Genomic DNA, 18,612 nt, shown 5'->3' with positions numbered 1-18,612 from the left:
GGGAAGGCCCGGAATTGCGAGCTGTTCGCTTAAAAGGCAGATTCACTGCCCTGCATCCAGACGGGGATATTCCTCATTGCATTTAGCACACGCCACACATCAATGTGATCTTCACGCTCAATGTAGAAGACCAGGTAGGGATAGCGCTTCAACGTCCAGGAGCGCAGTCCCGGCAGATCGAGCTCATGGGCGTACCGCGATGAGTCCGATTCGGGATGCCGGCTGATGTGTTTATAGGCCCGCTCCAGGGCAGCGATAAAGCCGAGTGCGGCCTGCTCGGCTTCTTCGCTCAGGTAGTAGCTGATGGCATCGTCGATATTCTGATTGGCCAGTGCCCGGGGAATGATGGGTTTGGCCTTCATGCCTTGGCGTTCCGTACCCGGTTGCGCAGTGCCTCGAAGTAATTGTCATCGGCCGGGGCGGCAGGGGTAGAGGCGGCGCCTTCCAGCAGCAGGTTGCGCAGGTGCTGTCGGTCCTGGTCCTTGCGGATCAGTTCGCGGACATACTCGCTACTGGTGCCATAGCCACGCTGGCTGACTTGCTCATCCACAAAGCTCTTGAGGGTATCGGGCAAGGAGATGTTCATGGTGCTCATGGGAACCACCTTTTGGCAAAATTTGCCAAGCCATGTTAGCACCTGGTTCCGGCGGCAGGTGTCGAAGAAGTGTCGAAATCACAGGCACGCACTGTCGAAAATCGACACGAGCGAACGGCTGGAAGTCCTGAATTGAGCGGGTTTTCGACGCAACGAGCCACCCGTCAGTAGGATTCAAATCCCAAGCTTCCCGCCATATTAAACGCCTAAGCCCCTGAAACTCCTGGAGTTTCTAGGGCTTTTGCTTTCTAGGGGCGGCCAAGTGTCGAAAGTCAGCGGCAGGCCGAACCGCACTGCATTCTGCAATTGTTCGGGCACCAGGAGCGCATAGCGCCTGGTCATGGGCAGCGGGGAATGCCCCGGAATCCGCTGCAAGGTCAGGATCTTGCCGCCGTTCAGCACGAACCGGCTGGCGAAGGTCGCTGATCGGCAGGGGAAATACTCTGCAAAACCTGTTCTGTTGAATGTTCTGCCGGCGCTTTATAAGTTGCGCGGCGTGAAGCCGGGCCCCTCTGGCGACCATTGGTCGTGATGTCGGAGTCACAGTCTGTACAACTTCGACTGTAAGGAGGGGCTTCATGAGCGCCCTAGAACCGTTCCTCTTCGCCGACTTCCTCGGCACGGCCACCTGGTTGTGGCTGGTTTTCATCGCTGTAGTAGCTTCCCTGCTGGCCTTCGATCTCGGTGTGCTGCATCGCGAAAACCGAGAAATCGGCGTACGCGAGAGCCTGCTGCTATCCGCTGGCTACATTAGTGCCGGCCTGTTGTTCGGCTTGTGGGTGTTCTTCCAGAAAGGCGGCGACGCCAGCATGGATTACCTCACCGGCTTTCTCATCGAGAAATCGTTGTCGATGGACAACGTGTTCCTCATGGCGATGATTTTCAGCTTCCTGGCCATCCCGCGTCAGTACCAGCACAAGGTGCTGTTCTGGGGGATCATGGGCGTGATCGTGCTGCGCGCGATCATGATCGGCCTGGGGGCCGCGCTGATCCATGAATTCAGCTGGATCCTCTATGTGTTCGGCGTGTTCCTCGCCATCACCGGGGTGAAGATGCTCTTCTCCAAGGTGGATGAGCATCCGAACCTGGACGACAACCTGCTGGTGAAATTCCTGCGCAAGCACCTTCGGGTTACTGATCGCCTGCATGAACAGCGATTCTTCGTCCGTCAGGCGGATGCTTCGGGCAAGAGCCTGCTGTGGGTGACGCCGCTGTTCCTTGCGCTGATCCTCATCGAGTGTGCCGATCTGGTGTTCGCCATCGACAGCGTGCCGGCGATCTTCGCCATCACCCAGGACCCGTTCATCGTCTACACCTCGAACATCTTCGCCATCCTCGGCCTGCGTGCCCTGTACTTTGCCCTGGCGGCGATGATCCACCGCTTTGCCTACCTGAAGTACGCCCTGGCCCAGGTGCTGGTGTTCATCGGCGCGAAGATCTTCCTGGTCGGCATCATCGGCAAGATTCCTGCGGCGATTTCCCTGAGCGTGACCCTGGGCTTGCTGATAGGCGGCGTGCTGGTGTCGATGTACAAGACCCGCGGCCAGCCGTTGGCGGCGGATGGGAAGGACCTTGCGACCTGACTCGCGAGTCGGTGGGAGGGGCCGAGAGGCGGCCCTTTCCGCGATGCGCGATGACTGAGCCCCTGAACTCGCGGAGTTTCAGGGGCTTTCGCTTTTCCGGGCCGGCCAATCGTCGAACCCGGCAATAGGGCGAGGCTGATCCGCAGGGCCCGAAAGCGCCAGCATGGGCGCATACTGGCAAGAATCGAGGATCTTTCCTGGCGAGGGCCTTCGATGTCTCATCCGCCTCCGGAAACCCGCAGCGTTCCTGGCTTCGATGAGGACGCGGAAAAACTGCTCGGCGTCGTCCAGCGCACCGTGGCCGAGTTGCGTCCACAAGCGGCGCCGGGATTGCGCGTCAGCTTGCACAGCGTGCTGGACCGCGACCTGGGAGTGGACAGTCTGGCCCGGGTCGAACTCTGGTCGCGGATCGAACACGAGTTCGGCGTGCGTCTGCCGCAAGAACTGTTCGCTTCGGCCAGCACGCCCGCCGATGTGCTGCAGGTGCTGCGCGGCCGTTCCGCGGGCCGGTCTGTCCGGCCTGCCTCCGCAGTAGTTCCCGACTCGCCCGACAGCGTCGAGTGGCAGGCCCCGGATACCGCACGCACCCTGGTCGACGTATTGAACTGGCATGCGCAGCATCAGCCAGGGCATACCCATGTGCGGCTGCTGGGTGACGATGACCGACCCGAGGACATCAGCTACGGCGACTTGCAGCACGAAGCCCTGCGTGTGGCAGCGGGGCTGCAACGTGGTGGCTTGCGCGCCGGAGAAACCGTGGCGCTGATGTTGCCGACCGGTCGCGACTTTCTGCGGGGCTTCTTCGGGATCCTGCTGGCCGGCGGCATCCCGGTGCCGATCTACCCGCCGCTGCGCTTGTCGCAGATCGAGGATCACCTGCGGCGCCAGGCCGGAATCCTGCGCAATGCCGAGGCCAGGGTCCTGATCACGGTGACGGAGGCGAAGCTGCTCGCCCAGTTGCTCCGGTCCCAGGTCCCGAGCCTTGCGAGTGTCGCCAGCGTGGCCGAGTTGGGTGGCGAGGAAGAGGAATGCATGACGCCGCCGCGGCAGCCGGAGGATATCGCGTTCCTGCAGTACACCTCAGGCAGCACCGGCCAGCCCAAGGGGGTGATGGTGAGCCACGCCAACCTGCTGGCCAACCTGCGTGCCATGGGGACCTCGCTCCGGGTGGGGCCACGGGATGTGTTCATCAGCTGGTTGCCCATGTACCACGACATGGGGCTGATCGGCGCCTGGCTGGGCAGCCTGTATTACGGCTTCAGCCTGGTATTGATGTCGCCGTTGGCCTTCCTGGCCAGGCCGGCACGCTGGTTGTGGGAGATCCACCGCTTCCACGGCACCCTGTCGGCGGCCCCCAATTTCGCTTACGAGCTGTGCCTGGGCAAGATCACCGACGCCGAGCTGGAAGGGCTTGACCTGAGCAGTTGGCGCCTGGCGCTCAATGGCGCCGAGCCGGTAAACCCGGGCACCCTGCAGCGCTTCGCCGAGCGTTTTGCCCACTACGGCCTGGAGCCCGGTGCGCTGGCACCGGTCTACGGCCTGGCCGAGGGAACCCTGGGCGTAGCCTTCCCGCCATTGGGGCGCGGACCGCAGGTCGATCGGGTGCAGCGCGAGGCCTTCCAGGTCCAGGGCCAGGCTCTTCCCGCCAAGGCCGACGACGGCGCCACCCTGAGCTTCGTCTCCTGCGGCCGGCCGTTGCCGGGCCACCAGCTGCGCGTAGTCGATGGCAATGGCATCGAGCTGCCCGAGCGCCGGGAAGGACGCCTGCAATTCAGCGGGCCGTCCACCAGCGCCGGTTACTACCGCGCCCCGGAGGAGACCCGCCGAGTGCTGCGCGACGGCTGGATGGACTCCCTCGACCTGGCCTACATGGCCGATGGCGAGCTCTACCTTACCGGCCGGTCCAAGGACCTGATCATCCGCGCTGGACGCAATATCTACCCCTACGATGTCGAAGCGGCGGTCGGCAGCCTCGCGGGCCTGCGCAAGGGCTGCATTGCGGTATTCGGAAGCCCGGACCCGGCCACGGGCACCGATCGCCTGGTGGTGATGGCGGAAAGTGCCGAGAAGGACCCGGCTGCATGTCAGAAGCTGCGTCAGACCATCAATCGAGTGGTGGTCGACCTGGCCGGCGTGCCGCCCGACGACATCGTCCTGGCACCGCCCCGTAGCGTGCTCAAGACCTCCAGCGGCAAGATCCGCCGGGCCGCCTGCCGTGAGCTTTACCTGCGAGACGAAGTGGGACGGCCTGGGCTTGCCCCGTGGCGCCAGGTACTGCGCTTGCTGGTGCAGGCCATCTTTGGCTATTTCGCGCACGCTTGGCGATCCGGCCGCCGCCTGCCCTACGCCGTCTATATCTGGCTGCTGTTCTGGGTGGTCGCGCCACTGACCTGGTTGGGCGTGGCGATCCTGCCGAGCCAGCGCTGGTGCCGTGTCTTCACCCGGCTGGCTGCGCGCCTGTTTGTTCGCCTGGCTTGGGTGCCGTTCAGCGTCGAGGGAGTGGAGCATATGCCAAAGGCCGGGCCGAGCGTGCTGGCCGCCAATCATTCCAGCTACCTTGACGGCGTCATCCTTTGCGCGGCGCTACCGCCGCAGTTCGCCTTCGTCGCCAAGCGCGAGCTGGCCAGCCAGTGGATAGCCGGCCTGTTCCTGCGCAAGCTCGGCGCGCGGTTCGTCGAGCGCTTCGACCTGCAACGCAGCGTCGCGGACAGTGAGGCCCTGGCCGAGGCGCTGGGGGCTGGCCAGGCCCTGGTGTTCTTCCCGGAAGGGACCTTCAGTCGCGCGCAGGGCCTGCGCTCCTTCCATATGGGTGCCTTCGTGCTCGCCGCGAACGCCGGTGTTCCCCTGGTGCCGGTCGCCATCCGCGGCACGCGCACGGTACTGCGCGACGGCCAGTGGTTCCCGCTACGGGAAGCGATCCACGTCAGCCTGTGCGCGCCATTGCTGGCTCAAGGACCTGGCTGGTCGGAGGCTATCAGCCTGCGGGATGCGGCGAGGGCGGAATTGCTGGAGCACCTGGATGAGTCGGAACGCGCCCTGAGTTGCTCGTGAGCAGGGCAGGGCGGGACCGTTTCATTTCATGGGGTGGGATCGGCAACCGGCTCGATCAATTGCGGATCGTCGTTCTGCGGGCTGTTGACCCGTAGAGATACGGCGTGGCCGACGAAATCCTGCCGGGCGTTGGTCATGGCTGCCTGCACCTGCTCGCCCGGGGTGCTGGGGGTCAGCCACAGTTCGAACTGCTCGGGGGCCAGGATTACCGGCATGCGGTCGTGGATGGTCTGGATGGCGGGGGCGGCATCCTTCGTGAGCAATGCACAGGAGGTGATCTGCTGCCCGTCGGGGCTCTGCCAGGTTGTCCACAACCCCGCAATCGCCAGCACAGCATTGCTCCGGTCGTGAAGGTAGTAGGGCTGGTGGACCTTGCGGCCGCTGGTGCTGCGGATCTCCTGGTGCTGGTTCCACTCATACCAGCCCAAGGCTGGCATCAGGCAGCGATGGGTTCGCAGGCTCTGCCGCCACATGGGCTTGCTGGCGGCTTCTTCGCTGCGGGCGTTGAAGGACATGGCCGGTGGCTTGGCATCCTGCCACCAGGGCGGAATCAATCCCCAGCGGGCCGGAACCACTTCCAGCTCTCCTGCTTCGTCCAGGCGCAGCAGGGGCACGATGCTGGTCGGGGCCACATTGAAGCTCTGGATCCAGCGGCCGGAGTTCCGGGCGCCTATGTGCCAGTAGTCTTCGATGGCGCGATCCGCGGGGCTGACGTAACGACCGCACATGGCTGGGTCCTCTGGGGGATGCCATTCAGCATAGGTAGTGAATCCATTGGGGCGCGTAGGTTGGTGCTGAGCGGAACGAAGCCCAACAGTTGGAAGCTCGGTGCCCTTGTTCGTTGGGCTTCGCAGGCTCAGCACCAACCTACCTGCCTCCGCTCTGCGCCCCGCCACTGCCTGATGGCCTCTTGCCTCCACGATCACCGGCGAAAATGTTCAAAAAAAGCGACCAAGTGCACATTTCGGCGCGAAAACAAAAAGAACCGAACGACGAACCGACCAGTCTCTTTCCCTAGGCCCGTCCCGAGGATGCCGTACCGGACAATGGCGCAATGCCATAGCAGGCCTGCCTACAACCACTTCACAAGGATTGAAGTCATGACTCACAAGAAAAGTGTCAGACGTGTTGTTGGTTCTCTTGTTCTAGCCGCTTCCACTTCCACACTCGCCGCCCCGACCGCTGAAGGCGACGCCTTCGGCGAGTTCTGGAGTCCGGGCAAACCCAACCCTTCCATCTGTAAGTCGCCGGTCCTGGTCGGCACACCGCTGGGTCTGCCGCGCTGTCTGGAGGCAAGCAATGTGCTGGCCCGCCTGCAGGAGCTGCAGGACATCGCGACCCTCAACGACGGCAATCGCGCCGCCGGCCTACCGGGCTACAACGCCTCCATCGACTACGTGAAACAGACCCTGGAGCGCGCCGGCTACCAGGTGCAGGTGCAGCCGTTCCCCTTCACCGCCTTCTTCCCCAAGGGGCCGGGCACCCTGCAGGCGCTGGCGCCGCAGCCGGTCAGCTATGTCTGGGAGGAGGATTTCAACTACCTGTCGCAGACCGATCCGGGTGATGTCAGCGCCCCGGTGGTGGCGGTGGACCTGGCCCTGGGGGCCGGCAACACCTCTACCAGTGGCTGCGAGGCGGAAGACTTCGCCAGCTTCCCCAGTGGCTCGATCGCCCTTATCCAGCGCGGTAGCTGCACCTTCGAGGTGAAGGCGGAGAACGCCGCGGCCGCCGGTGCGGCTGGCGTGATCATCTTCAACCAGGGCAACACCGAGGACCGCAAGGGGCTGGAGAACGTCACCCTGGGCGAGACCTACGAGGGCGGCATCCCGGTACAGTTCGCCACCTATGACAATGGTGTGGCCTGGTCGCAGACCGCCGGCCTGCAGCTGCGCATGGTGGTGGACGTGATCCGCGAGAAGACCGAGACCTTCAACCTGGTGGCCGAGACCCGTCGCGGCAATCCGAACAACGTGGTCATGGCTGGCGCGCACCTGGACTCGGTGTTCGAGGGGGCCGGCATCAACGACAACGGCTCGGGCAGCGCGGCCCTGCTGGAGATGGCCGTGCTGCTGCGCAAGGCGCACCCGCAGAACAAGGTGCGGTTCGCCTGGTGGGGCGCCGAGGAGTCCGGGCTGGTGGGCTCGACCTTCTACGTCAACAGCCTGAGCGACGAGGAGAAGCAGAAGATCAAGGCCTACCTCAACTTCGACATGATCGGCTCGCCGAACTTCGCCAACTTCATCTATGACGGCGACGGTTCGTCCTTCGGCCTGCAGGGCCCGCCCGGCTCGGCGGCCATCGAGGGTCTGTTCGAGGCCTACTTCAAGCTGCGCGGTGAAGGCTTCGAGGGCACCGAGATCGACTTCCGCTCCGACTACGCGCAGTTCTTCGAAGTCGGCATCGCCTTCGGCGGCCTGTTCACCGGCGCCGAGGACATCAAGAGCGAGGAGCAGGCGCAGAAGTACGGCGGAGCCGCCGGCCAGCCCTTCGATCCCTGCTACCACCAGGCCTGCGACGGTATCGGCAACATCGACCTGAACGCCCTGGAGATCAACGGGGACGCCATGGCCTTTGCCACCAGCTGGCTGTCGCTATCCACCAAGATCATCGACGACGAGATAGCCGCCGCGCAGGAAGCCCAGGGCGCCACCACCCTGCGCAAGCAGGCGGTGCGCCAGGTCGAGCGCTGGGGTAACCACTACGTCAAATGACGGACTGACCGCCTGACCTGCGGGAGCCGGGTGCTCCCGCAGGCCTTCCGTCTTTCCCCGATTGACCGGGAGAGGTCTGTACGATTAACTGTATATAGATACAGTATTTGTAGGATTTCCCCTAATGGCCTCGGTAGCTTTTATTGGCCCCATCGGCAGCCCATTCTTGGGGCTGCCGTTTTTCTCTTCCGCGGACGGGCGCTGATGGGCGCTGTCGTTGCCCTCGATGCCCTGCTCAACGAACGGCGGGTCTGGAAGGGCCAGCCCAGTGCGCAGCCGGCCAGCGACCAGCCCACCGGCCTTGCCGCCCTGGATGCGGCCCTGCCCAGCGGTGGCTGGCCCGAGGCCGCGCTCAGCGAGATCCTCACCCCGGCCACGGGGTTGGGCGAACTGCACCTGCTCTGGCCGACCCTGGCACGGCTGACCGCCAGCGCCGAGCGGGTGGTGCTGGTGGCGCCGCCGCATATCCCTTATCCCCAGGCCTGGCTGGCTGCCGGTGTCGACCTGCGCTGGCTGGCGCTGGTGGAAGCCAGTGGGCGTGACGCCCTCTGGGCGGCCGAGCAGTGTCTGCGTTCGGGCAGTTGTGGCGCGGTGTTGTGCTGGCCGCAGCAGGCCGACGACCGCGCCCTGCGCCGGCTGCAGGTGGCCGCCGAAACCGGGCAGACCCTGGCCTTTGCCTACCGCCCGCTGGAGGCCGCCCTCAACCCCTCGCCGGCGGCCCTGCGCATCGCCGTCGAGGGCCGGCCGGCGCAGATGCGGGTGCTCAAGTGCCGCGGCGGCCTGCCGCCGGCGGCGCCCATCGCCCTGGCCCGGTGAAGCCGCCATGCGCTGGGCCTGCATACTGCTGCCGCAGTTGGCGCTGGATGGCGTGCTGCGCGGTCACCCCGAGCCCGAGGCGCCCCTGGCGTTGGTCACCGGCTCGCCGCAACGCCGTGTGCTGCGCGCACTCAATCCGGCGGCCAAGGCGCTGGGCCTGCGTCCCGGCCAGTCGCTGACCGCCGCCCACGCCCTGACCCGCGATTTCGCCCTGGTCGAGTACGACCCGGCCCGGATCGAGCACTGGCAGCAGTTGCTCGCCGCCTGGGCCTATCGCTTCAGCTCCCAGGTCAGCCTGCGCTATCCGCGCTGCCTGCTGCTGGAGGTGGAATCCAGCTTCGCCCTGTTCGGTCCCTGGCCGCGCTTCGAGGCGCGTCTGCGTCGGGAGCTGGCGGCCCTGGGCTTTCGCCACCGCATCGTGGCCGCACCCAACCCGGCAGCGGCGCGCATGCTCGCCAATGCCTACGACGGCCTGGCGGTGACGAGCCAGGATGAGCTGCGCCAGGCTCTGGGGCGGATGCCGGTAGAGCGCGCCGGCCTTGCTCGCGAGGCCGCCACCGCCTTCGCCCGCATGGGCCTGCGCCACCTGGAGCAGGTGCTGGCGCTGCCACGGGAGACGGTGGCCCGGCGTTTTCCGGCCGAAGTGCTGCAGCACCTCGACTGCCTGCTCGGCGAGCGGCCGCTGGCGCTGGAGTGCTACCGGCCGCCGGACGCGTTCGACGTGCGCATCGAGCTGAACTTCGAGGTGGAATCCCATCAGGCGCTGCTCTTCCCCCTGCGGCGCCTCACCGCCGACCTGGCCGCCTTCCTCGCCGGCCGCGACAGCGGCGTGCAACGCTTCACCCTGTACCTGGAGCACCGTGACCTCAGCGACACCCGGGTGCCGGTGGGCCTGCTCAGCGCCGAGCGCGAGGCGGCCATACTCTTCGAACTGGCACGCGGGCGCCTGGAGCAGTTGCAGGTGCCGGCGCCGGTGCGCGCCTTCCGCTTGCAGGCACTGGACCTGCCGGCCTTCGTACCGGAGCGCCGCGAGCTGTTCGACGAGCGCCCGCAGCAATCCCTGCCCTGGGAGCAGCTGCGCGAGCGATTGCGTGCGCGTCTGGGGGACGAGGCTGTGCATAACCTCGTTGCCCGCGCCGACCACCGTCCCGAATGCGCCTGGCAACTGGACGGCGACGGCCCGCAGGCCGTGCTCGCGTCCGGCCCGCCGCGCCCCGGCTGGCTGCTGCGCGAGCCCGTGCCCCTGCGCGAGGAGGGCCTGCGCATGCTCGCCGGCCCCGAGCGCATCGAGTCCGGCTGGTGGGACGGTGGCGACGTGCGCCGCGATTACTACCTGGTGGAAACCCGCAGCGGCCAGCGCGGCTGGGCCTATCGGGCGGTGGGTGGGGAGGGGCCGTTGCTGCTGCACGGCTGGTTCGCATGAGCGCCTATGCCGAGCTGCACTGCCTGTCCAACTTCAGCTTCCAGCGCGGGGCTTCCAGCGCCAGCGAGCTGTTCCAGCGCGCCGCGCGCCACGGCTACCAGGCCCTGGCGATCACCGACGAATGCACCCTGGCGGGCGTGGTCCGGGCCTGGCAAGCCTCGAAGGACAGCGAGCTGCCTCTGGTGATCGGCAGCGAAGTGCGCGTCGAAGGCGGGCCCAAGCTGGTGCTGCTGGTGGAGGACCTGGCCGGTTACCAGCGCCTCTGCCGCCTCATCACCCAGGCCCGGCGTCGGGCGAAGAAGGGCGAGTACCGCTTGCTGCGTGAGGACCTGGCCGAGCCCAGCGACGGCCTGCTGGCCCTCTGGGTGCCCGACCGAGAGGATGACGACCGCGATGGCCGCTGGTTGCGCGACTGCTTCCCCGAACGCCTGTGGCTGGCGGTGGAACTGCACCAGGGCCCGGATGATGCCGGGCGGCTGACGCGCCTGTTGGCCCTGGCCGAAGGCCTGGGCATCCCGCCGGTGGCGACGGGCGATGTGCACATGCATGCCCGTGGCCGCCGCGCCCTGCAGGATTGCATGACCGCCGTGCGCCACCACTGCACGGTGGCCGAGGCCGGGCAGCGGCTGTTCCCCAATGGCGAGCACCACTTGCGCAGGCGCGAGGTGCTGGCCGGGCTTTACCCGCCGGAGCTGCTCGCCGAGTCGGTGCGCATCGCCCGCCGCTGCAGCTTCGACCTGGGCCAGCTGCGCTACCAGTACCCCCACGAACTGGTGCCCGAAGGCCACAGCCCCAGTAGCTGGCTGCGAGTGGCCACCGAGCGCGGACTGCTCCGACGCTGGCCCAACGGGGCGCCCGAGAAGGCGCGGGTGCTGGTGGAGAAGGAACTCGCGCTGATCGTCGAGCTGGGCTACGAGAGCTACTTCCTTACGGTGCACGACATAGTCGAGTTCGCCCGCAGCCAGCACATCCTTTGCCAGGGGCGCGGTTCGGCGGCCAACTCGGTGGTGTGCTTCGCCTTGGGCATCACCGAGCTGGACCCGTGCGAGGGCGGCACTGAAATGCTGTTCGAGCGTTTCATGTCGAAGGAGCGCAACGAGCCGCCGGACATCGACGTCGACTTCGAGCACGAGCGCCGCGAGGAGGTCATCCAGTACGTGTTTCGCCGCTACGGACGGGACAGGGCCGCGCTCACCGCGGTGGTCAGCACCTACCACGGCGCCGGTGCGGTGCGCGACGTGGCCAAGGCCCTCGGCCTGCCGCCGGACCAGGTCAACGCCCTGGCCGACTGCTGCGGCAGTTGGAGCGACCAGGCGCCGCCTGCCGATCGCCTGCGCGAGGTGGGCTTCGACCCGGAAAGCCCTGTGCTGCGCCGAGTGCTGGCGTTGACCACCGAGCTGATCGGCTTTCCCCGCCACCTGTCCCAGCATCCCGGCGGATTCGTGATTTCCGAGGCGCCGCTGTCCAGCCTGGTGCCGGTGGAAAACGCCAGCATGGCCGAGCGCACGGTGATCCAGTGGGACAAGGACGACCTCGACCTGGTGGGCCTGCTCAAGGTGGATGTGCTGGCCCTGGGCATGCTCAGCGCACTACGCCGCTGCTTCGCCCTGATCGAGCGCTATCGCGGCATCGAATGGACCCTGGCGAAACTGCCCCAGGAAGACAAGGCCACCTACGACATGATCAGCCGCGCCGACACCATGGGCGTGTTCCAGATCGAGTCGCGGGCGCAGATGTCCATGCTGCCGCGTCTGAAACCCAGGACCTTCTACGACCTGGTGATCCAGGTCGCCATCGTCAGGCCGGGGCCGATCCAGGGGAACATGGTCCATCCCTACCTGCGCCGGCGGAAGGGAGAGGAGGAAGTGACCTATCCCAAGGACGAACTCATCCCCGTCTTCGAGCGCACCCTGGGCGTGCCGCTGTTCCAGGAGCAGGTGATGCAGCTGGCGATAGTCGCCGCCGACTATACCCCCGGCGAAGCCGATGAGCTGCGCCGCAACATGGCGGCCTGGAAGCGTCACGGTGGCCTGGAGCACCACCGCCAGCGGCTGACCTCGCGCATGCTCGCCAAGGGTTATGAACAGGACTTCATCGAGCGCATCTTCGAGCAGATCAAGGGCTTCGGCAGCTATGGCTTCCCCGAGTCCCACGCCGCCAGTTTCGCCCTGCTCACCTATGCCAGCTGCTGGCTGAAATGCCACGAGCCGGCGGCCTTTGCCTGCGCCCTGATCAACAGCTGGCCAATGGGCTTCTACAGCCCCGACCAGGTGCTGCAGGACGCCCGCCGCCACCACATCGAGGTGCGCCCGGTGGATGTGCGGCATTCCGACTGGGACTGCTCCCTGGAGCCGGTGGGGCAGGGCGATGAGCTGGCCATCCGCCTGGGGCTGCGCATGGTGCGCGGCTTCCGTGAAGAAGATGCGCGGCGCATCGAGGCGGCGCGGCAAGCGCGGCCCTTCGCCAGCGTTGGCGACCTCTGCGAGCGCGCCCATCTGGATGCCCGCGCCCGTGAGCTGCTGGCCGATTCCAGCGCCCTGCGCGGCTTGGCAGGGCACCGACACATGGCGCGCTGGGCAGTGGCCGGCGTGGAGGTGCAGGCACCGCTCTTCGCCGACCTGCCGGCGCAGGAAGAAGTGCAGGTGGCGCTGCCGCTGCCTTCGGTGGGCGAGGACCTCCATGCCGACTACGCCACGCTGGGGACCACCCTGGGGCCGCATCCCATGGCCCTGCTGCGCGGCGCACTGCGCCAGCGGCGTTGCCGCAGCTCGCGGGAGCTGCCGGCGGTGGAGCACGGCCGGCAGGTCAGCGTCGCTGGCCTGGTGGTGGGCCGGCAGCGCCCGCAGACCGCCAGCGGGGTGATCTTCGTCACCCTGGAAGACGAGCACGGCATGGTCAATGTGGTGGTCTGGAACGACCTGGCCGAACGCCAGCGCCGTGTCCTGGTGAGTTCGCGGCTGCTGCAGGTGGATGGCCGCCTGGAGTCGGTGGACGGCGTGCGCCACCTGATCGCCCGCCGCCTGCAGGACCTCACGCCACTGCTTTCAGGACTCGATGTGAAAAGTCGGGATTTTCATTAGATAGGCGAAGATGGCTGCACGTTGCTCTCGGCTTCCTGCGTGCTCCATGTAGGTTGGGCAGAGCGCAGCGAAGCCCAACGAGGCTCAGGCTCGACCCCGCCAGCTCAGCCGCAACCTAGGTAAATCTGCCGGGGAGATGAGAGAAGCGCGACATAGCCCGTGAGCGAATTCATTCGCGATTGAAATCGCTCCTACGGGAATCTTCAGTGCGGAATAACCGGAGAACCCTTCACCTTGTGCCGCCGGAACGAGCGCGAGGAGTGGGGCGGCGAAGGCCGGTCGTGATGATGGTGGTGATGGTGGGAGATCCTGAGCATGGCCCAGAGCAGCGCCACCGCTGCCAACAGCCAACCCATGACCATCAAGGCTATGAAGATTTCGGGACCCATTGCGAACCGCCTCTGGCGCCAAAGTGTAGGACGCACCCCCAGAGTCTAGTCAGGGCAATATGACGGTCGCTTGAAGCAGGATGCCTTTGGTCGGTTGGCGGCGTGGAATCAGACGGGACGTCGTGGTGGCCGCGCGCGCATCAGCTCGATGAAGTGACGGGCGCCCAGGCCCAGTGGGCGGCTGTTGGACCAGACCACGTCGACCCAGAGGTGAAAGGCGTCGGTGACATTGTCCAGCTCCACCTGCACCTGGCTCCCGGCGGCCAGGTAGGGTTGCACCAGGGAATAGGGCAGCAGGCCACAGCCGAGCCCGCATTGCATCAGGCTCAAGGCGGCGGTGTGATTGTCGGTGCGCCAGTGCCGGTGGGCCTGGAGGAAGCGGGGCGCCTGCTGCTCCGGGTCACGGCTGGCAACCACTATCTGGCGGTGTCCGGCCAGGTCCTCGATGCGCAGCCGGCGGCCTCCCGACAGGGCACGGGTGCCGCTACTTGCACTCCTGCTCCATGTTGCGGCGGGCCTTGTCGGTAGGCGCGTTGCGGTACTGCTCGGTCCAGAACTGGCATTTGGTATCGCTCAGCCGGCGCTGTTCCTCCAGCCTCTGCAGGCGCTCGTTGTCTGCGCGCTGGGTGGCGTTGTAGTTCCCTTCGTACTTCTGCAGGCGCTCTTCGCTGACCTCAGGCGGTGCAGGGGCAGGCGCCGGCTGGGCGGGAGGCGGAGTGAAGACCTGGCTGACGGGGGCCTGGGCGTCGGCCATGTAGACCTTGTAGCCGAGGTAGCCGGTCAGGCCTATGGCGATGAAACCGAGCCACACCCCCAGCGCGACGCTGAGGGTCAGGACCAATGGGTTGAAGCTGATGCGCAGGATGCGGCGACGTTGCTGGACCATGGGGCCTCCGAAGCGTTGGACGGCGCATTCAGTGTACCTCCAGCACCTCGAACGTCTGAGTGCCATTGCCGATGACGACAGCCACCTCGGCGCCTTCGGCCTTGCCCAGCAGGGCCTGGCCCAGGGGCGAGCGGGGGCTGATCACGGTGATCTCCCGGCCTTGGTCCACCACCTTCAGACCGGCGGCCTCGGGGCCGAGGAACAGCCACTGCTCGCCGCCGTCCTCGTTGGCCAGCACCACCAGGGCACTTAGCTGGATGCCCCGGGCGGGATCGAAGGGACGCAGGCTGAGGCTCTCGAACAGGCTCAGCGCTTGTTTGATCTCGGCGGCGCGGCGGGCCTGGCCGGTAGCCAGGTAGGAGGCCTCCAGGCCGAGGGTGTCGTATTTGTTTTCGGCGATGTTCTCCGCGTGGGTCGCCGCCTCGTAGGCGGTCTGCGCGGCGCGCTGCAGCAGCTGCAGGTCGGCGCCGAGCTTGTCGAGGATCAGGCGGTGGATATGGGCTTTGTCCATGGGCGCGGGGTCGGCTGGGCGTGGCTGGGTATTCTAAGGTCCTTCCCGACGAGACGGGGAGGCTGGCTTGTACAAGTGGGTGATGAAGTTGTGCACAGAGTTGGCGCAGAAGGACGTCAGTACCAGCTTGGGAAATGTTTCCGGAGCCCCTTTTCGCGCCATTTGTCGCTGTCTGGAACGCCCGTGCAACACAGGCTGCAGCTGGATTTTCGGGTCGAATGCCCCGTAAAGGGGCGAGCCGGGTATTGACAACCGACAGTTGTGCACAGTCGCGAAGCAGCTTCGCAAAAGACTCCTGGATTACTCGCTAAGCGCTTGATTCTTTGTGATGATTTCGTAACTACATGAAAAATAAGGAATTTTTTGATTGGTGAAAAAATCATCAGTTTGAGTGGAGGCCCCGATCCACAAGCACTTGGTGACGTTTCGAGCATCTTCTTCACAGAGTTATCCACAGCTTCTGTGGATTGTCCCGAGCACTTGCTCTAGATCGCGACCTGCGGCAATTGCAAGACTTTACCTGGCAAAAAAAAGGAGTAGAGTTGCGCGCCTTTCCGGCTGCCTGCCCCCAATTCATGAAGTACCGCGTACCCGCCGATTCCGTTTCCACTGCGCAAACCCTGCCGACGCGCGTCGCCCTATGGCTGCTGGACAGCCCACGCCTGGGCCAGGCGCCGAGCGTGAAGCGTTTCGCCGGCCAGTTGCTCAAGCAGCCGGCGCGGGAAGGGGTGGTGGCGGCGCAGAGCCGCCTGGGCCAGATGCTCTGTCGCGACTGCGGCAACAATCGCGATCGCCGCATCGGCCTGGATATGCTGCGTCAGGCCGCCCGCGCCGGCGACCGCCGCGCGCAGCTGGAGCTGGGCCGCCTGTGCGCCCTTCCGCGCATCAATGAACCTCAGCAGGCCCGCCACTGGCTGGAACAGGCCGCGGCCCAGGGCTCCCACGAAGCCAAGCGCCTGCTCAGCCGCCTCCCGCTGCAATCCTGATAGCACCGCCAGCGGCTGGGTATACTCCCGCCATTCCAGCGCGGAGTCGCTCATGCCCATCGATATCCCCAACCTGCTGATCGGCCTTTTCGCCGCCGCTTTACCTCTGCTCGGCCTGGCTTGGCAGCAACACCGGCGCCTCTCCTCCTTGCAGGCCGAACAGGCCCTGCTGGAAGAGCGTCTGGCCAATGCCCAACTGGCGCAGGACGGGCTGGCCGTGCAACTGGACGACAGCCGCGAGGAAAACCGCGAACTCGGCCATCTCAATGCCGCCCAGCAGGCCGAATTGGCGGCCCTGCGCCGCGAGTCCGAGCTGCTCGGCGTCGAGCGTCAGAGCGCCCGCGAGGCCCTGCAGGCCTGGAACCAGGAGCGCGAGCGCAAGGAAGCCGAACTGCGCCGCCTGGCCGCCGAACGTGCCGGCCTGGAAGCCGAGCTGAGGGAGCAGCGCGACGCCCACGAGCAACGCCTGGGCGACCTGCAGGCCGCCCGTGACGACCTGCGCGCACAGTTCGCCGAGCTCGCCGGGAAGATCTTCGACGAACGCGAGCAGCGCTTCGCCGAAACCAGCCAGCAGCGCCTCGGCCAATTGCTCGACCCGCTCAAGGAACGCATCCAGGCCTTCGAGAAACGGGTGGAGGAAAGCTATCAACAGGAAGCCCGCGAACGCTTCTCCCTGGGCAAGGAGCTGGAGCGCCTGCAGCAGCTCAACCAGCGCCTGGGCGACGAAGCCACCAACCTCACCCGCGCCCTGAAAGGGCAGAAGACCCAGGGCAACTGGGGCGAGCTGGTGCTGGAGCGGGTCCTGGAGCATGCCGGCCTGGAGAAGGGCCGGGAGTACCAGACCCAGGTCAGCCTGAAGAGTGCCGAGGGCGAGCGTTTCCAGCCCGACGTGCTGATCCAGCTGCCGGGGGACAAGCAGGTGGTGGTGGACGCCAAGGTCAGCCTGACCGCCTATCAGGCGTTGATCGCCGCGGAAGACGAAGCCGCCCGTAGCCTGGCCCTGAAGCAGCATGTGCTGTCGCTGCGCAGCCACCTCAAGGGCTTGTCGGTGAAGGACTACCAGCGCCTGGAGGGGCTGCACAGCCTGGACTTCGTATTGCTCTTCGTGCCCATAGAAGCCGCCTTCGCCGCCGCCCTGCAGGCCGACCCCGGCCTGTTCCAGGAGGCCTTCGAGCAGCACATCGTGATCGTCAGCCCGACCACATTGCTGGCCACCCTGCGGGTGATCGACAGCCTCTGGCGCCAGGAGCGGCAGAGCCAGAACGCCCGCGAGATCGCCGAGCGCGCCGGGGCGCTGTACGACAAGTTCGTCGCCTTCGTCCAGGATCTGGACGAGATGGGTAGCCGCCTGCAGCAGCTGGACAAGGCCTACGCCAACGCCCGCAACAAGCTGGTGGAAGGCCGAGGCAACCTGATCAGCCGGGTGGAGAACCTCAAGCTCCTCGGCGCCCGCGCCAGCAAGAGCCTGCCCAATGACCTGCTGGAGCGGGCGGCGGGGCTGCCGTTGCTGGATGAGCAGGTAGAGGGCTGAGGTTCCGTTCGTAGAGTCACCGTAGGTTGTGGCTGAGTGAAACGAAGCCCAACGTTTTCGGGCGGGTTCGGTGTTGGGCTTCGCTGCGCTCTGCCCAACCTACGGCAGCCCTTCGGGCTGCTTCGCGAATGAATTCACCCCCACAGGGTGCAGGCAGCCAATTCAGCCCACCACCTCCACCGCCGCCCTCTGCGCCGCAGGCGAACTGGCCAGGTAGTCCAGCGCCACCTGCAGGTCGCCCTCGGTGCTGGGGTGGAAATCCGGCTTGAAGTAGCGCAATACCGCCCGCCCGATGCTGCCCATCGGTGGCAGCAGGTCGCGCTTGCCCAGCGCGTGCCAGAGCCTGAGGAAGCCAGGCCGGTAGCGGGTCGCCGGGTCCTGGCGCATCAGGGTGCGCATGGAGCGGCTGAACAGGAAGATCAGCGCGCCGCTGGCCACCACCATGTAGAACCAGCGCATCAGCAGGCTGCCTTTCAGGTGCACGTGCAGGTCGTGGGCGACGCAGCGGTGTTCGACTTCTTCGGCGCCGTGCCAGCGCAGCAGGTCGAGCATCACCGGGTCGGCCGCGTCCAGGCTGCGGGTGGTGATGATCCAGTTGCCCAGCACACAGGTGAAATGCTCCACCGCGGCGATCAGCCCGACCCGCTGGCGCAGCCACCAGGGCTGCAGGCGGCGGGTGAGGGCGTTCTCGCCCAGCGGGTAGTCGCAGAGCACTTTCTCGAACAGCCAGTAGATGCCCTTGGTGAAGGGCGAAGGGTCGATGCCGTGGCGCTCCAGGTAGGGCACCAGGGCGCTGTCGTGGGCGCGGGCATGCTGGGCCTCCTGGCGCACGAAGCCGCGTACGTCCTCCTTCAGACGCTCGTCGGTGATCAGCGGCAGGGCCTTGTTGTAGACCCGGCAGAACCAGAATTCCCCTGCCGGCAGGATCAGGTGCAGGGTGTTCATGATGTGCGATGCCTCCGGCTCGCCGGGAACCCAGTGCAGAGGGGTGTCGGCGAAGTCGAAGCGCACCTTGCGTTGTTCCAGGCGGTGATGCTCGTGGTTCATCGG

At 66.2% G+C, this 18,612-nt stretch carries 15 protein-coding genes and 1 pseudogene; 8 read left to right on the top strand and 8 right to left on the bottom strand.

The features are described 5' to 3' along the window. Nucleotides 1–29 precede the first annotated feature (29 nt). The 3 genes and pseudogenes from E8F12_RS19905 to E8F12_RS19895 form a co-directional block, all read right to left on the bottom strand. Nucleotides 30–362 carry a type II toxin-antitoxin system RelE/ParE family toxin gene (locus E8F12_RS19905; RefSeq protein WP_280326915.1) on the bottom strand — a complete coding sequence of 111 codons (333 nt, stop codon included), beginning with the start codon at nt 360–362 and terminating at the stop codon, nt 30–32. Then, a complete protein-coding gene (locus tag E8F12_RS19900; RefSeq protein WP_280326914.1) occupies nt 359–595 on the bottom strand; it encodes a type II toxin-antitoxin system ParD family antitoxin in 237 nt (78 codons plus the stop codon). The genes E8F12_RS19905 and E8F12_RS19900 overlap by 4 nt, the downstream gene beginning before the upstream one ends. Nucleotides 596–793: 198 nt before the next feature. Further along, a pseudogene (locus tag E8F12_RS19895) lies at nt 794–1,015 on the bottom strand (hypothetical protein); the annotation flags it as partial. Nucleotides 1,016–1,173: 158 nt separating this feature from the next. Here E8F12_RS19895 and E8F12_RS19890 point away from each other — a divergent pair. Beyond that, entirely contained in the window at nt 1,174–2,178 is a 1,005-nt protein-coding gene (locus E8F12_RS19890) for a TerC family protein (protein WP_280326913.1), read from the top strand. A gap of 213 nt (nt 2,179–2,391) precedes the next feature. Then, a complete protein-coding gene (locus E8F12_RS19885; protein WP_280326912.1) occupies nt 2,392–5,229 on the top strand; it encodes an AMP-binding protein in 2,838 nt (945 codons plus the stop codon). Nucleotides 5,230–5,255: 26 nt separating this feature from the next. Here the strand turns inward: E8F12_RS19885 and E8F12_RS19880 are convergent, their stop codons facing one another. Beyond that, a complete protein-coding gene (locus E8F12_RS19880; RefSeq protein WP_280326911.1) occupies nt 5,256–5,957 on the bottom strand; it encodes an SOS response-associated peptidase in 702 nt (233 codons plus the stop codon). A 372-nt stretch (nt 5,958–6,329) separates the two neighbouring features. On the opposite strand from E8F12_RS19880, the gene E8F12_RS19875 reads away from it, so the two are divergent. The 4 genes from E8F12_RS19875 (at nt 6,330) to E8F12_RS19860 (ending at nt 13,259) form a co-directional block, all read left to right on the top strand. Next, nucleotides 6,330–7,940, top strand: coding sequence for a M28 family metallopeptidase (locus tag E8F12_RS19875; RefSeq protein WP_280326910.1), 1,611 nt, complete (start codon nt 6,330–6,332; stop codon nt 7,938–7,940). A gap of 204 nt (nt 7,941–8,144) precedes the next feature. Further along, complete coding sequence (gene imuA / locus E8F12_RS19870) at nt 8,145–8,756, top strand: translesion DNA synthesis-associated protein ImuA (RefSeq protein ID WP_280326909.1); 612 nt, start codon at nt 8,145–8,147, stop codon at nt 8,754–8,756. A gap of 7 nt (nt 8,757–8,763) precedes the next feature. Continuing rightward, on the top strand, nt 8,764–10,179 hold the full coding sequence (locus tag E8F12_RS19865; protein ID WP_280326908.1) for a DNA polymerase Y family protein: 1,416 nt from the start codon (nt 8,764–8,766) through the stop codon (nt 10,177–10,179). Beyond that, a complete protein-coding gene (locus E8F12_RS19860) occupies nt 10,176–13,259 on the top strand; it encodes an error-prone DNA polymerase (RefSeq protein ID WP_280326907.1) in 3,084 nt (1,027 codons plus the stop codon). Before E8F12_RS19865 ends, E8F12_RS19860 begins: the two co-directional genes overlap by 4 nt. 497 nt (nt 13,260–13,756) lie before the next feature. On the opposite strand, the gene E8F12_RS19855 is transcribed toward E8F12_RS19860, so the two are convergent. From E8F12_RS19855 to E8F12_RS19845, 3 genes are read right to left on the bottom strand one after another with little or no spacing between them, the layout of a single operon-like run. Beyond that, nucleotides 13,757–14,119 (bottom strand): LysR substrate-binding domain-containing protein, encoded by a 363-nt coding sequence (locus E8F12_RS19855; RefSeq protein ID WP_280327107.1) that lies wholly within the window; start codon nt 14,117–14,119, stop codon nt 13,757–13,759. A 13-nt stretch (nt 14,120–14,132) separates the two neighbouring features. Continuing rightward, on the bottom strand, nt 14,133–14,534 hold the full coding sequence (locus E8F12_RS19850) for a hypothetical protein (protein WP_280326906.1): 402 nt from the start codon (nt 14,532–14,534) through the stop codon (nt 14,133–14,135). A 28-nt stretch (nt 14,535–14,562) separates the two neighbouring features. Beyond that, on the bottom strand, nt 14,563–15,045 hold the full coding sequence (locus E8F12_RS19845; RefSeq protein WP_280326905.1) for a GreA/GreB family elongation factor: 483 nt from the start codon (nt 15,043–15,045) through the stop codon (nt 14,563–14,565). Between the two features lie 575 nt (nt 15,046–15,620). Here E8F12_RS19845 and E8F12_RS19840 point away from each other — a divergent pair. Both E8F12_RS19840 and rmuC read left to right on the top strand, forming a co-directional pair. After that, nucleotides 15,621–16,031, top strand: coding sequence for a sel1 repeat family protein (locus tag E8F12_RS19840; RefSeq protein ID WP_280327106.1), 411 nt, complete (start codon nt 15,621–15,623; stop codon nt 16,029–16,031). 166 nt (nt 16,032–16,197) lie between these two features. Further along, nucleotides 16,198–17,562 (top strand): DNA recombination protein RmuC, encoded by a 1,365-nt coding sequence (gene rmuC, locus E8F12_RS19835; protein ID WP_280327105.1) that lies wholly within the window; start codon nt 16,198–16,200, stop codon nt 17,560–17,562. A gap of 162 nt (nt 17,563–17,724) precedes the next feature. Here the strand turns inward: rmuC and E8F12_RS19830 are convergent, their stop codons facing one another. Continuing rightward, nucleotides 17,725–18,609: a metal-dependent hydrolase gene (locus tag E8F12_RS19830; protein ID WP_280326904.1), complete on the bottom strand. Its 885-nt coding sequence runs from the start codon at nt 18,607–18,609 to the stop codon at nt 17,725–17,727. Nucleotides 18,610–18,612: the final 3 nt, after the last annotated feature.

The organism is Pseudomonas sp. BN102, from assembly GCF_029871245.1.
In the GTDB taxonomy this organism is placed as follows: domain Bacteria; phylum Pseudomonadota; class Gammaproteobacteria; order Pseudomonadales; family Pseudomonadaceae; genus Metapseudomonas.
Note: the sequence above shows the minus strand (reverse complement) of the source record. Positions and strands in the feature narration are given on the sequence as shown.